Genomic DNA, 13,592 nt, shown 5'->3' on the forward strand with positions numbered 1-13,592 from the left:
TAACAAAAATTCCGAAGACTGCGAATCAAACTTTTTTTCGATAAATCAAGCATAACAGATAAATCTCAAGACCTTATCTTCTTCTTTGTCTAGCCGTCAACAAATTCGAGAACTATATTTGACTGGAGACAATTTTAGATAGGGGACAACACCCACTTGAGAGACATTGGCTAAATAAAAGCCACCTGTTTCAACAGGTGACTTTTGAACGATGGTATGACCAGTATATTTAAATTACCAAACTAATTTTTCTTGATAATATTAGTAAAAGGTATCAATATACATTCATCAACCCTGATTCGTTGGCCTAATGATAATTTCATTCACAGCAACTGATGCAGGTTGTGAAAGTGCATATTGAACGGCGTTCGCAATATCCTCACTTCGTATAGAAGGAAGGTCCGGGTTCTCAAATATTGGCTTCACTTCTGGATCTACAATTAAGTTTGGCAGCTCTGTATCTACGACTCCTGGTGAGATGGTTGTAGTCCTGATATTTGATTTCGTCAATTCTTTATTCAGCCCTTCCATTATAACCCTGGCAGCAAACTTCGTTGCACAATAAACTGTTCCTGAAGGGAAGATTCCATGACCTGCTACTGAAGCTGTCGTGATGATATGCCCACTGTTTCGTTCAAGCATGTGTGGAAGGACCGCGCTGACGCCATGTAAGACTCCTTTAATGTTAACATCTATCATTTGATTCCACTCTTCCACTCTATTATTCTTCATATAGGAAAGTGGCATGATTCCAGCATTATTGAAAAGTACATCGATTTGACCGAACTGTTCCAAAGTGAAACCGGCTAGACTTTGTACCTGCTCCAATGATGTGACATCGGTTGCTTTATATATAGCTGAACCGCCAAGTGCTTGCAGCTCCTCTGCAAGCTGCTGCAACCGATCTTCTCTTCTGGCAGCAAGAACGATTTTCGCTCCTTCAGTTGCTAATTTAACAGCTGTTGCTCGGCCAATGCCGCTGCTTGCACCTGTAATGATTACGACCTTATTTTTAATTGCTGACATAATTCCCACTCCTTTTTTCAATAACAGTTAATAATTTACTAGCTTCTTCAAGTGCATTTTTGAGTAGATAATTCACTTTATTAATCAGTCTGTTTATAGAAGTTCTCCATAAAAAATAGTCATGCGTTCCCTTCTCCAATGCAGCAATTCTATTTATTGAGGAGAGCGAAGGAATTGGGGATAAACGAATCGCTGCATCATGCTCGAAAATATCCGTACTAACATAATTAAGGGGAACAAGATTGCGCGAGATCGCCATAATGATCTTATTTATTTCTTTCTGTTTTTCAATCGACAAATTTGATGACGATAAATCGGATTGTGCATTCGTAAGGACTTCTTCCAGTTTATTTAATCGTTCCACCGTTATGTTCAAATCGACTTTATCACCGGCTGCTGTTTGATACTCTTTAATTGTGTCTTTGATCTCTTTTACCGCTGCCAGCTGGTTAATTGGCAATATAGCATCGGTTAATACTTTATAGATAGAGAGGGCATAGATTTCACAATCACGTTTTAGGTTTGTCGGATCAATTTTATCGATTGTGTCTTCTACGGTATGCCACCACCAGCCAAATCCTCCTGCTTCTTTACCCGCAAAAACTTGAAACACTTTTTGAGACATCGGGTCATTGGATAACGGTTGTTCCGACATTCCCATAAACAAGGAAGGAACTCCCGCTCCCCAGAAGGACTGGTCTGCGTATTTCCCGTACCTGCTTCCGATGTAATTTTGGCCCGTAATCTTCTTCACATAGTGAGAGGCTAAATCCTTAGTTTCACTCATGCAATTGCTTTCGCTCAGGATGGTAGCTCCCTTGCCTCCGACAGAATCTATATAAATATGCATGACGCAATTTTCGTGGATTTCTTCCCAATGACGATCACAGTAGGCCTGTGATCCTGCATATCTTCCATGCGAATGTCCAGACCAAAAAGCGAACCGTATCGATCGTTTCAATTCCTCTTTATATTTTGAAAGCACCCTTGCCACTTCTAACATCGTCGCATTCGCCGAGCCGTTATCCATAGCTCCATAATGCCATGAGTCAATATGGCCGCTGAATAACACAAAATGATCTGACTCTTCTTTTCCTTTAATATCAGCAGTTAATGTTGGTATTGCAGTCCATTTCGTTTCAACCTCGGTATATAGTTCTACCTGGCCTTTTCCTTCCTTCATGAACTGTTTAAGTATTACCCCGGTATCATCATTTATTGAAACAACAGGAATCTTTGGCATTTGAGAGATATTTTCAGGAGTTGGACTGCCCCATACAGTAGAAACAATCATTTCGTGGGTGTAGGGCCCATTGATAAAAATTGCAGCGAGGCCACCAGCATCACTTACCTTTGCAATAACTTCTGGGCTTGCAATTCCTTCAACAACAGCAACTTTCCCCTTAGAAAAAGAAAGCTTATCATTTGAATAGTCACCAATATAAACAGTTTCTCCACTTATTCCCCGCTCTGTAGTAGAGGGTGCCATTGAGTGAGTGATGCAAGTCAACTCAGTACCATCTATCTTTAGGCTCGTTTTACCAGGCAGAGAAATATATGCTTCGTGATAAGAAAGTTCAGTTTCTATCCCGAAGCTTTCCAAAGTGTGTTGAACATACTTAAATGCACGAAGCTCTTCTTCAGATCCTGACAACCTTACCTCTTTAGCGATTTCCTTGTTATAATCCATTAGTTGAGTCGCATCTATATGGGATATGATTTCTTTTTCAATCACCGTCAAATTATCCAAGGTTCTTCCTCCCATTAATTATTTATTAGTGAACGCCACTCTCGACCTAAAATACTCATTTCATAATAACTCCAGTAATCGTTTCCGATTCTAGATGCTTCTCTAATCAAGCCCTCGGTTTTAAACCCCATTTTCTGATAGAGTTTTAGAGCTGGAGTATTAAAATCATATACAGCAAGGCTAACCTTATGCAGATCAAATTGTTCAAATGCTATATTTAATAGCTTATTGACCATAAAAGGAGCTAAACCCTTGCCTTTCATATCGTCATCACCAATAAGGACGCGGCACATTCTCGCATTCCGATTACGCAGATTGATTGAACCAAGGGAAATATGCCCGATTACCTTCGAGGATTCAAGGTGTATAACCTTATACGCATGATTCTTTGCCCCATCTTTATTTGCTTCATTCAAGTACTTATTGAGCTGCTGGTCAGTCAAAGGATAGGTGAATCCTGTTCCGCTCCATTGAAATAAAAATTCAGGACTACTAATCCAACTTATAAGTTGTGGAATGTCCTCTTCTGTAAAGTGTTTTAATTCGATCATGGTGACTGGCTCCCTTTTAACCTTATATAGAGAAGGTGAAGCTCCCAAAAGCCTCACCTTCCATACTTATTGTTTCAACGTGTTAAATGCATCGAATTCTTTTCCGTTCAGCTTGCTGATTGCTTTGATAAACGTTTTGGTTGTATGTGGTGTGTCATAGAGAATGGAGAAATATTCTTCTCGTTTTTCTTTAGGAGTTTCTTTATAAGCATTTCCCACCATCCAACGGCCGTAATAGTAGCAAGGGAAATAGGTTTTTTGTATAGGGTCTGAGAAGAATCGGAAGGCATTGTTTGCTTCAATTTCGGTAATACCGCCTTTGTTGATTAAATAATCTATTGCTTCTTCCTCGGATACCTGACCGAGGTTAAACATATAGCAGGCGTTTGTTGTAAACATCCTTTGATAGTCAAGGTAATTCCTTGCAAGCAAATACTGTTGTTTTTGTTCATCTGTTACTCCAGGGGTTTCCTCGTTTACATCATCCCAGCCGAGGAAGCTCAAGGCTGTTTCAGGTCCACCTTCAAATAATGCATTGGTTGGACTGTTGATCAGGTAATATGAAGCTTCAAGTGGTAGTTTTCCTTGCTGGTATAAGTAATCCCATCGGCAGTAGAATGCTTGATGCCCAGGATAGCCTTCATGAGTCATAATTTGCGCAAGGATTGGCTCTGTCCATGGGCGGTCAATATTAAAAGTTAAATTCCCTCGGTAATTGCCAGTATATTTGGAATACCCGCTCCAAAATACTCCCCTGATCGGCTTGATCCAATCGATTCCATCCTCTTCTGGCAATCCAATCACCCTTTTCAAAGTACTTTGCTTGCTGTTTTCACGGAAGTTTTCCGCTACTGATGTCACCTGTTCAGGGTCAATCAATGTATCAGAACGCCATGCAGATGCTTTCTCAAATAAGCTTCCTTTGTAGCCAAGGTCTGACAATCCCTTCTCAACCAGCTCCCTCGCATGTTCTAACTGCTGGTCGGTTATCAAGGTGGACGGCAGCTCCTGGATGTTGGAAATTAGTTCTTCATATGGAACATTGTCACCCTGCAGGCTTCGGGCAAAATAGCGGAACCCGTTCGCCATCGCTCTCATATATTCTCCTTCATGTCCTTCTGCAGCTTTGAGGTTACTTTCTACCTCATCCAGAGATTTACCGATCTCATCAAAGCTGGAAAGTGTTGGCTTCACATGGCTGTAACTTGCCGTGGCAACCTCCTGGCTGTGTAACTTTTGCGCCTGCTCATTCAAGCTGACAACGATATTAACGATCTTTTCCCCAACTGTTTCATTCGTCCATCTCAACATGTTCTTTTCCTCCTTAATTGACCGATTCATATGCCACCCTCCATAGATCTCCAATATCGGTCAAGACAAGTTCTAGCATCATTTCATATAATCTTTCGCCTTTTTCAACCGTTGCCGCTCCAGCATTGCCTAGATAGCCATCTTCAAAAAATTTCATTCCTGATCTTTCAAACTTGATCTTCGGATTCATCTTTATCTGATGGTCACCGGCAAGATTTGGATCAGCTAGCTTCTCATCAATCGCGAGAATCAATGAAGTTTCGTCTTCTCCACCATGGCCGGGGCCTTTGGTGATTTCTAAAATTTGTTCGCGGTAATCCATCCACCAATTGATGGTTAAAACCTTCATCCCGATGTCTGCAAGCTTCTCGGCAACAGTTGTCAAACTTGGGATATTCCCTCCATGTCCATTGAACAAGACTATTTGGTCAAATCCATTCCGGTGGAACTCTTTCCCGATTTCAAAGACATATTGAGAAAAAGCTTCAGCAGAAATATCTATCGTTCCTTCAAATGGAGCAAGACCCCAAGAATGACCGTAAGCAACTTCAGGTGCCATCAATACACGATCACCAACCTTCTGGTCCAGTCTCCTGACAAACTCACGCGGTATCCATACATCCGTTCCAAGCGAACAATGCGGCCCGTGCATCTCGATCATTCCTATGGGCAGCAATACGGTGTCTACAGACTTTTTTACCTCTTTGAATTTAGAGGCTGTTAAATCCATCATGTACATAAAGTAAGACCTCCTTCATTTATTGGCATACTTCTTGATAATCTCAGCCATAAGTGCAGCCCTGTATGGAAGGTTCGATAAGTCGACATGCTCCTGCTCTGTATGAGCACCATCGCCAAGCGGGCCCATCCCATCGATTGTCGGGATGCCAATACCTGAGGTGAAGTTTCCGTCGCTAGCACCGCCTGAAGATCCTTCCTTCAATTCGTATCCGTGTGCCGAAGCGATCTCCTTAAGATCCTCATATAATTGAATCACTGGTTCCGTCCGTTCAAGTGGATATCGATCGATCTCCCCAAGCACCTCGACTTTTGTTCCTTTTACAAAAATTGGCCTGTTGCAGATTGCTTCTGAAATCTTTTCTGCCTGCGCCTTTTTAGTGATACGAACATCAATTTCTGCGACTGCTTCCTTAGCAATGACATTCCCTCGGGTTCCGCCATTCACTACACCGACATTTACCGAAATTCCTTCATCGCGGTTTGCTAGTTTCTTCAAATCTAGTATTTGATGAGCCAGCTCTTCGATAGCACTTGCACCATCCCACGCATTGATTCCAGCATGGCCCGCTATTCCTTCAATTTTCATTAGGAACTGTGCAGCTCCTTTTCTTTCTGTTTTTACTGCTCCATCCGGTCCGATACTTGATTCTGGGACAAATACGACGGAGCTTTTTTCTGCTTCTGCCAGGATTATTTCCTTTGAATGCGTACTTCCTACTTCTTCATCTGTTGTTACCAGGAAGGTGATTTTCCTGTTAAGCGGAACACCGGTTTCTTTCAATGCCTTTAATGCCCAAAGTGTAATTGTGAGGCCGCCTTTCATATCAAAGACCCCCGGGCCATATAGCAGGTTTCCTTCCTGCCTTATCGGCAGTGCACCTTCATCCCATACTGTATCAATGTGGCCGATCACTAAGATCTGCCCCTCCTCATCTCCTGTTCCATATGTAAATTTGTATTGGTTGCCAACTTCCGTTTTTTCAATCATTTCAACGGAATTCCCTAACAGTTTCTCGTATTCCTCTCTGAGGACTTTACCGCAATTATCAACCAAACCTTTTGTATGAGAGGGAGATTCGGCCTTGGTCAACCTAAGCAAAGTGTCAGTGATTTGGTTACTGTGCTCTTTAAGGTAATTTAATAAATCAGACATTCATCTAGTTTCCTTTCATTGATCGGGATAGCATTTGCTCTAAATTAATGGCTGCTTCAATCATTTTTTTGTCCTCAAAACATCTTCCGACAAGCTGCAGTCCAACCGGAAGCTTGCTTTTTGTAAACCCTGCATTAATCGTCAAAGCTGGGTGACCTGTTATATTGAATAACCCGGTAAATTTCATTTCAATATCTTCCTCAAGGACTGGGTCCTCATCTGGTGCAGGATAGGGAACAGTAGGCATGAGTAAAAAATCCACGTCTCTCAATACTCGGTCTACATTCTCTCTCGCATTCACTAATTCCTTTTTCGCTTTCAAGTAATCAAGCGATCGATGTACCACACCAGCTTCAATCTGTGTATATGTTAAAGGAGCATATTCCTCTTTCCTGGAAAGCCATTTTTCATGAATGATAGCCGCTTCAGGTAAAAGCACATTCATAAGAATCTCTTCTGTAAAATCAAAGTACTTCAACTCAATTTCCTGTACTGTCCATCCAAGTTTCTTTACCTGTTCCAATGCCTTGATATAAATACTTGCTACCTCTTCGTTAACATCTGAGATTTTGTCAGCTGGAAGAATTCCAATGGTATTTTTTTGAGTGTTTGGAAGTTTTGCAGAGTGAAAACCCGGCACTAGTGCACCCATCACAACCATTAAATCTTCCGGACTTTTTGCCAAGGGACCGGCATGGTCGAGTGATGGCGATAAAGGAAACATTCCTTCGAGCGAAAGTAAACCGTATGTTGGTTTAAGCCCGGCTATTCCACAATAAGAAGCGGGAATCCTTATTGATCCTCCTGTATCTGAACCCAGTGAAAACAATCCTATTCCGGCTGCCACCGATGCGGCCGATCCACCGCTGGATCCTCCAGCAGTCTTTGTCATATCCCATGGATTGTTTGTCTGGCCATAATCAGGATGAACAATCCCATAAGCAAACTCCAGCATATTGGTTTTACCAATAAGAATCGCACCGCAATTGTGCAAACTTGATACCAAGGGCGCTGTGTAATCAGGTATATAATCCTTCAAAATTCGGGACCCGCACGTTGTCCTGACGTCTTTAGTAAAATAGAGATCTTTCAGGCTATATGGAATGCCATATAAAACATGCTGCTCTTTATTTCTTAAAAAAGCAGCTTCAGCTTCTTTCGCTGCTTCCATGGCTTCAGATTCCAGAATTGTAATAAAGCTGTTCAGTTCAAAGTCAACTTCTTTAAGCCTTTCAAAAGTGCTTCCGATTAATTCAACCGGTGAGAGTTCTTTTTGCCTGTATAAATCAGCCACTTGCAAAATGGACAAATCATACCCCTGTTTCATCATTCATCACCTATTTTCAGTATAGGTTGGAATTGTCCGCCAGTGCTGGGACTTGAAAATTCACAATTCAGCCAGCCTTAAAGTTTCCACACTTTTTGACATTCCAACCCACTGAATTTGATGGAATAAAACGACCGCATACAATATAGTCCTGCGGTCGCTTAACTGGAATTATTCTTTCGTCATCTTCTGGAACGGTACATACCATGTGTTCATTGGATTGATTTCGTAACCTTTAACCCATGATCTTTGAGTAGCTTGAACAAGGCGCTGTGCAGGGAAGATATACGGCACTTCTTCACTCATGATAGCCTGGATTTCCTGGTAGATTTCCTCGCGTCTGGCTTCATCTACAGTCTTTCTGCCTTCTTCCAATAGCTGATCGACTTTGCTATTTTCATAGAAAGCAAGGTTGAATCCTGGCCCTTTACTAGTAGAATGAGCGAAGTACCAAAGATTGTAATCTGGGTCTGCGTAATCTGGTGTCCATGCTGCGAGTGCTAACTGATGGCCTCCTGAAGTGACAGTTTCCAGGAATGTCGGCCATGCCAATGTTTTGATTTTCAGGTCGACCCCAATCTTTTTAAAGTCGGATTGCATCATGACCGCAATATTTTTACGTACTTCATTATTCTCAGAAATCAGGATTTCCGTTTCAAAACCGTCTCCGAGCCCCGCTTCCTCAAGAAGAGCCTTTGCTTTATCAAGATCGAAGTCATATTGCTTCACATCAGGATTATATCCGAACATGCCTTCTGGAATGATTCCGCCTATGCGCTTACCCGCTCCCAGAAGAATATCATTATTGATAGATTCATAGTTTACTGCGTGTGCCAATGCCTGGCGGACTTTTACATTATCAAGAGGTTTCTTCTCCATATTAATGGCGATATCATCAATCTGGTATCCAGGCTGTGTGATGATATCGATTCCTTCCGTGCCTTCCATCTGCTTCATTACATCTGGGGAAAGCATAGAGTAATCCAGCAAATCCACTTCGCCTTTTTCAAGCATTAACCTCGCAGTTGAAGGTTCATTGACAATCATAATGTTTACAGTTTTTAATTTCGGTACTTCTCCCCAATAATTTTCATTTGCTTTTAACACCATTTTCTGACCACGATCCCAGCTATCAAGAACATATGGACCTGAACCCATTTCTTTATCAGCAAGGTAACTTTCTCCAAGATCATCACCATGGTTCTCTGCGAGTTTAGGATTGACGATGTTCGCAAAAACGGTACCAAGTGTTTTTAAGAATGGCGCAAATGGTTTTTCTAAGTTGATTTTGATTGTATGGTCATCAACGATTTCAAAGCTATCCTTTGAAATGACCTTTTTGAATTGTCCTGCTGCAGATTTCCCGATATCAATTGCACGGGTGAATGAATACTGAACTGCTTCAGCAGTCACAGGAGATCCGTCGTGGAACTTCGCTTCCTTATTCAGATAAAACGTATAAGTTAATCCATCGTCGGAGATATCCCATTTTTCAGCTAGTTGAGGTTTCACTTCAGTATCTGTTCCATCATAAGTAACAAGGCAATCATAAAGCATATAAGTTACCCGGAATGAAGTATTAGCAGCAGTTCCATGTGGGTCAAGGTGAGGTATATCCTGGTTGGTGGCGAAATTGAAGACTTCAGGATTTCCTGAACCCTGTGGTTCTGCTGGCGTTTCGTTTTTAGTTCCTTCGTTTTTTCCTTCTGTCGGTGCAGTTGTCTCCTGGTTATACTTATTACAACCAGTCAAAGCAAGCAACAGGATCAGCGCCATCGTCATCACTCTAAACAAGATACTCTTCCTCTTCATTTGTTTCCCCCCAGATTTTTAGTGGATTTTCACTTTCAATGCTTTAAAAGGCAGGAATCACCCCTTTCAAAGAAATATGATTACCTATTTTTAGGATCGAGCAAATCTCTCATGCCATCACCTAATAGGTTAAAACCTAAAACTGTAAGAAGAATGGCCAATCCTGGGAAAGTTGCTGCCCACCAGGCATCTCGAAGGATTTCCCTGCTCGATGAAAGCATTGCTCCCCATTCAGGAGATGGAGGCTGGGCTCCGAGGCCGATAAAGCTTAGACCAGCTGCAGCTAGAATGACAAAACCCAAATCCAGGCTCGCCTGAATACTAGCAGGTGCAATTGCATTAGGAACGATTTCCTTAAATAAAATCCTGAATGGGTTCGCCCCTATCGCCCTGGCTGATTCTATAAACTCTGAGCTTTTTATTGACAGGACTGATGAGCGTACAATCCGTGTATACCAAGGCCACCAGGTGATCGCTAATGCAAGCAATACGTTTTCAATCGACGGTCCTAGCGCTGCGGCAATGGACATTGACAGAATGATGCCTGGAAAGCTGAGGAAAATATCTGTAAGCCTCATGATGATTTGGTCTACCATACCACCTACATAGCCAGCGATGGCTCCGAGGATGGTCCCGATTGGAAATGAGATTAAAACCACCATAAGCCCAATCTTTAAAGATATCCTTGTTCCAAAAACAATTCGGCTCAAAATATCCCTTCCTACTTCGTCAGTACCGAACCAATGATCTGAGCTAGGCGGAAGCAATTTTTGTCCCAGATTTACCTCCAGTGGGTCCTTTGGGGCAATCCATGGTGCGAATATAGCCAGTATAATGATCATTGCTACGAGGAAAATCCCTAATACTGTTAAAGGACTTTGTAGAATTCGTCTACCCATTTTCTGCCTCCTTTTTAATCATAATTAAGTCGCGGATCGACAACTTGATAGAGTATGTCAATGATAAGGTTTACTATAATGAAAAGAACAGCGATAAGAATCGTCACGGCCATAACCGCTGGAAAGTCCAGATAGGTAATGGCATTGACTGCATACTTGCCTAGTCCGGGCCAGGAGAACACCGACTCAACGAGGACACTGCCTCCGAGCGAATGGCCAAATGTCATCCCAAGGAGCGTCATGATCGGCATCATTCCGTTTCTTAATGCATGGCCATAAAGTACTCGCTTCTCTGACCCGCCCTTTGCAAATGCCGTTCTGATATAATCACTTCTTAACACTTCAAGCATAGAAGATCTTGTCATCCTTGTAATCATCCCGATTGTCACGGCAGCCTGGGTAATACCAGGAAGAATTAAATGGATCAAGGCTGATTTAAACACTGTCCAATTCCCTGTAAGAAGAGAATCAATAGTATACATACCGGTGATTGTCTCCGGAGGAGTTAAACCTGTATCCAACCGACCTGATCCAGGCAATACACCTAGCTTCAAATAGAAGAATAATAGAAAGATGATCCCCAGCCAAAATGCAGGCATGGCCACACCTATGAGTGCCATGACCCTGGCAAATTGGTCAGCTATTTTATCCTTCTTGCTCGCACTAATTACACCTAATGGGATGCCGATCAATATCGTGATGAACATTGAAAAAAAAGTTAATTCCAGTGTTGCCGGAAAATACTGTTTGATATCTTCCATCACGGGTTGGTGTGAATAGTTGGAATTCCCTAAATCCCCTTGAAGCAAATTTTTCATGTAGTTGAAATACTGTACATACACAGGATCATTGAGGCCCATTTTTTCCTGCAGTTCCTCGATTACCTTTGCATCTGCATATGGACCTGCAGCCAAACGGGCTGGATCACCTGGAATGGTATTCGAGATGAAGAAAGTTAAGATGCTGATCCCGATTAGAATGGGAATCATGAGCAGAACCCTTTTTAGCGCATACCGTAATGCATCCATCTACCCCGCCTCCTTTTAGATTAAGAAATATTGACTTGTGTTTTGCTACTCTGCTCAGGATGTACATGGATGCACGAAGCCCAGTGTCCCATCGCTTTTTCCCTGAGCTCAGGTGTTTCCACTTTACATTCAGGAGTAGCCACTGGACAGCGTGTATGGAAGGCGCAGCCTGTCGGAGGATTGATTGGGCTTGGCAAGTCTCCCTGTAATATAATTCTGTCTCGCTTTTTTGTCGGATCAGGAAGCGGTACGGCTGTCAGCAGTGCCTTTGTATAAGGGTGTAACGGATTTCTGTACAACTCTTCGACATCAGCGATTTCAACGATTTTACCTAAATACATAACAGCCACTCTGTCGGATATATGCTGAACAACGGAAAGGTCATGTGAGATGAACATATAGCTCAAATTAAAGTCTTTTTGAAGATCGACCATAAGATTCAGAACCTGTGACTGAACCGATACATCAAGCGCTGAAACTGGCTCATCTGCGATGATCAATTTTGGGTTCAAGGTAAGTGCGCGGGCTATGCCAATCCTTTGCCTTTGTCCCCCGGAGAATTCGTGAGGATATCGATCTAGCTGGTCCTTGCGTATACCAATTTTATCGATCAGACCCTCCACTACTTTCCTTCTTTCCTGCCTGCTCCCTACCCCGTGAACGATAAGCGGGGTTTCAAGGATTGTACGGACTGTACTCCGAGGGTTCAATGAAGCATAAGGATCCTGAAAGACAATTTGCATATCCTTCCGCAATTCTTTCATTTCTTTTCTTGGAAGGTGGGTGATATTTTTTCCTCCGAAAATGATTTCGCCGGAGGTTGGTTTGAGTAGTTGGAGGATTGTACGGCCCAGACTTGATTTTCCACATCCAGATTCGCCAACAATTCCTAACGTTTCACCTTGCTCAATGTGGAAGCTTACTCCATCCACAGCTTTAACTTTTTTCTTTTCACCGAGAAACCCTTTTTTAATGGTGAAGTGTTGCTTCAAGTCCTTCACTTCCAGAAGAGCCATTCAATTCTCCCTCCTTTTCTTCGTATAGCCAGCAAGCTGCTGAATGATCTACTCCTACATTGCTCATTGGAGGAGTTGTACCTTTGCAAATCTCCATCGCAAAATTGCAGCGTTCAAAGAATCGACATCCATTTGGCATTTTATCCGGTGAAGGAACCATACCAGGAATGGACCCGAGTTTAGCTTTTTTAACCCCAAGTTTAGGTATCGATTCAAGAAGTCCCTTTGTATAGGGATGCTTAGGATTTATAAATAACTCTTTCACCTCGGCCTGCTCGACAATTTTGCCAGCATACATGACAATTACGCGATCACAAACCTCTGCAACTACACCAAGGTCATGGGTAATCATGATAATGCCCATCTCGTTAACTTCCTTAAGGTGGTTCATCAGATCGAGTATTTGTGCTTGAACGGTTACATCCAGTGCCGTTGTTGGTTCATCACAGATCAAGAGACTTGGGTTGCATGCCATGGCAACTGCAATCATGATCCTCTGCCTCATCCCGCCAGATAATTGGTGAGGATATTCCGAAGCAATTTCCTCTGCTCTTGGCAACCCCACTTCTTTTAAAAGCTCAATGACTCGTTTTTTTCGTTGCTCCTTATTCAACTCTGTATGAAGGATCAGCGTTTCTTCAATTTGTCTGCCAACAGTGTGAAGGGGATTCAATGAAGTCAACGGATCCTGGAAAATCATTGCCATTTTATCGCCTCTGATTTTTTCCATCTTCCTCTTTGAAAAGGATGTAATATCATTTTTTTCAAGATGGATTGCACCCTCAAGCTTCGCTTTGTCAGGCAATAAACGCATAACCGATAGTGCTGTCATACTCTTCCCGCAGCCTGACTCACCTACAATACCCACTGTCTCTCCTTTATTTACTTGAAGAGAAATCTCGTCTAGGATTTTCACGTATTTTCCATCTCTTTTTAGAGATAGAGACACGTTATTCAGTTCCAGTAACATAAAGACAC

General features: G+C 42.3%; 12 protein-coding genes. All 12 read right to left on the reverse strand.

All coding sequences use genetic code 11. From position 1 onward, the window contains the following. Positions 1-288: 288 nt before the first annotated feature. Entirely contained in the window at positions 289-1,026 is a 738-nt protein-coding gene (locus ACNAZ4_RS05415; RefSeq protein ID WP_415813199.1) for an SDR family oxidoreductase, read from the reverse strand. Further along, positions 1,013-2,776, reverse strand: coding sequence for a M28 family peptidase (locus tag ACNAZ4_RS05420; RefSeq protein ID WP_415813200.1), 1,764 nt, complete (start codon positions 2,774-2,776; stop codon positions 1,013-1,015). Before ACNAZ4_RS05420 ends, ACNAZ4_RS05415 begins: the two co-directional genes overlap by 14 nt. Before the next feature lie 14 nt (positions 2,777-2,790). After that, the gene (locus ACNAZ4_RS05425; protein ID WP_415813201.1) at positions 2,791-3,327 is read right to left on the reverse strand and encodes a GNAT family N-acetyltransferase; all 537 of its coding nucleotides are present in this window, start codon (positions 3,325-3,327) and stop codon (positions 2,791-2,793) included. Positions 3,328-3,393: 66 nt separating this feature from the next. Further along, positions 3,394-4,638: a hypothetical protein gene (locus tag ACNAZ4_RS05430; RefSeq protein WP_415813202.1), complete on the reverse strand. Its 1,245-nt coding sequence runs from the start codon at positions 4,636-4,638 to the stop codon at positions 3,394-3,396. 13 nt (positions 4,639-4,651) lie between these two features. Then, entirely contained in the window at positions 4,652-5,377 is a 726-nt protein-coding gene (locus ACNAZ4_RS05435) for a creatininase family protein (protein ID WP_415813203.1), read from the reverse strand. Between the two features lie 15 nt (positions 5,378-5,392). After that, the gene (locus ACNAZ4_RS05440; RefSeq protein ID WP_415813204.1) at positions 5,393-6,532 is read right to left on the reverse strand and encodes a M20 family metallopeptidase; all 1,140 of its coding nucleotides are present in this window, start codon (positions 6,530-6,532) and stop codon (positions 5,393-5,395) included. 4 nt (positions 6,533-6,536) lie between these two features. Continuing rightward, a complete protein-coding gene (locus ACNAZ4_RS05445; RefSeq protein WP_415813205.1) occupies positions 6,537-7,841 on the reverse strand; it encodes an amidase in 1,305 nt (434 codons plus the stop codon). 189 nt (positions 7,842-8,030) lie between these two features. After that, entirely contained in the window at positions 8,031-9,671 is a 1,641-nt protein-coding gene (locus ACNAZ4_RS05450; RefSeq protein WP_415813206.1) for an ABC transporter substrate-binding protein, read from the reverse strand. Between the two features lie 80 nt (positions 9,672-9,751). Then, entirely contained in the window at positions 9,752-10,570 is an 819-nt protein-coding gene (nikC, locus tag ACNAZ4_RS05455) for a nickel transporter permease (RefSeq protein ID WP_415813207.1), read from the reverse strand. A gap of 14 nt (positions 10,571-10,584) precedes the next feature. After that, complete coding sequence (locus ACNAZ4_RS05460) at positions 10,585-11,598, reverse strand: ABC transporter permease (RefSeq protein WP_415813208.1); 1,014 nt, start codon at positions 11,596-11,598, stop codon at positions 10,585-10,587. 20 nt (positions 11,599-11,618) lie between these two features. After that, on the reverse strand, positions 11,619-12,614 hold the full coding sequence (locus ACNAZ4_RS05465) for an ABC transporter ATP-binding protein (protein ID WP_415813210.1): 996 nt from the start codon (positions 12,612-12,614) through the stop codon (positions 11,619-11,621). Continuing rightward, on the reverse strand, positions 12,568-13,584 hold the full coding sequence (locus ACNAZ4_RS05470) for an ABC transporter ATP-binding protein (protein ID WP_415813211.1): 1,017 nt from the start codon (positions 13,582-13,584) through the stop codon (positions 12,568-12,570). The genes ACNAZ4_RS05465 and ACNAZ4_RS05470 overlap by 47 nt, the downstream gene beginning before the upstream one ends. Positions 13,585-13,592: the final 8 nt, after the last annotated feature.

It is taken from the genome of Mesobacillus thioparans (genome assembly GCF_965138835.1).
Lineage (GTDB): Bacteria > Bacillota > Bacilli > Bacillales > Cytobacillaceae > Mesobacillus > Mesobacillus thioparans.

Excerpts from the sequence above, each read along its gene's own strand:
- ACNAZ4_RS05430 (WP_415813202.1), bottom strand. The coding sequence starts at position 4,638 with ATGTTGAGATGGACGAATGAAACAGTTGGGGAAAAGATCGTTAATATC.
- ACNAZ4_RS05460 (WP_415813208.1), bottom strand. The coding sequence starts at position 11,598 with ATGGATGCATTACGGTATGCGCTAAAAAGGGTTCTGCTCATGATTCCC.
- ACNAZ4_RS05470 (WP_415813211.1), bottom strand. The coding sequence starts at position 13,584 with ATGTTACTGGAACTGAATAACGTGTCTCTATCTCTAAAAAGAGATGGA.
- nikC (WP_415813207.1), bottom strand. The coding sequence starts at position 10,570 with ATGGGTAGACGAATTCTACAAAGTCCTTTAACAGTATTAGGGATTTTC.
- ACNAZ4_RS05450 (WP_415813206.1), bottom strand. The coding sequence starts at position 9,671 with ATGAAGAGGAAGAGTATCTTGTTTAGAGTGATGACGATGGCGCTGATC.
- ACNAZ4_RS05435 (WP_415813203.1), bottom strand. The coding sequence starts at position 5,377 with ATGTACATGATGGATTTAACAGCCTCTAAATTCAAAGAGGTAAAAAAG.
- ACNAZ4_RS05440 (WP_415813204.1), bottom strand. The coding sequence starts at position 6,532 with ATGTCTGATTTATTAAATTACCTTAAAGAGCACAGTAACCAAATCACT.
- ACNAZ4_RS05425 (WP_415813201.1), bottom strand. The coding sequence starts at position 3,327 with ATGATCGAATTAAAACACTTTACAGAAGAGGACATTCCACAACTTATA.
- ACNAZ4_RS05465 (WP_415813210.1), bottom strand. The coding sequence starts at position 12,614 with ATGGCTCTTCTGGAAGTGAAGGACTTGAAGCAACACTTCACCATTAAA.
- ACNAZ4_RS05415 (WP_415813199.1), bottom strand. The coding sequence starts at position 1,026 with ATGTCAGCAATTAAAAATAAGGTCGTAATCATTACAGGTGCAAGCAGC.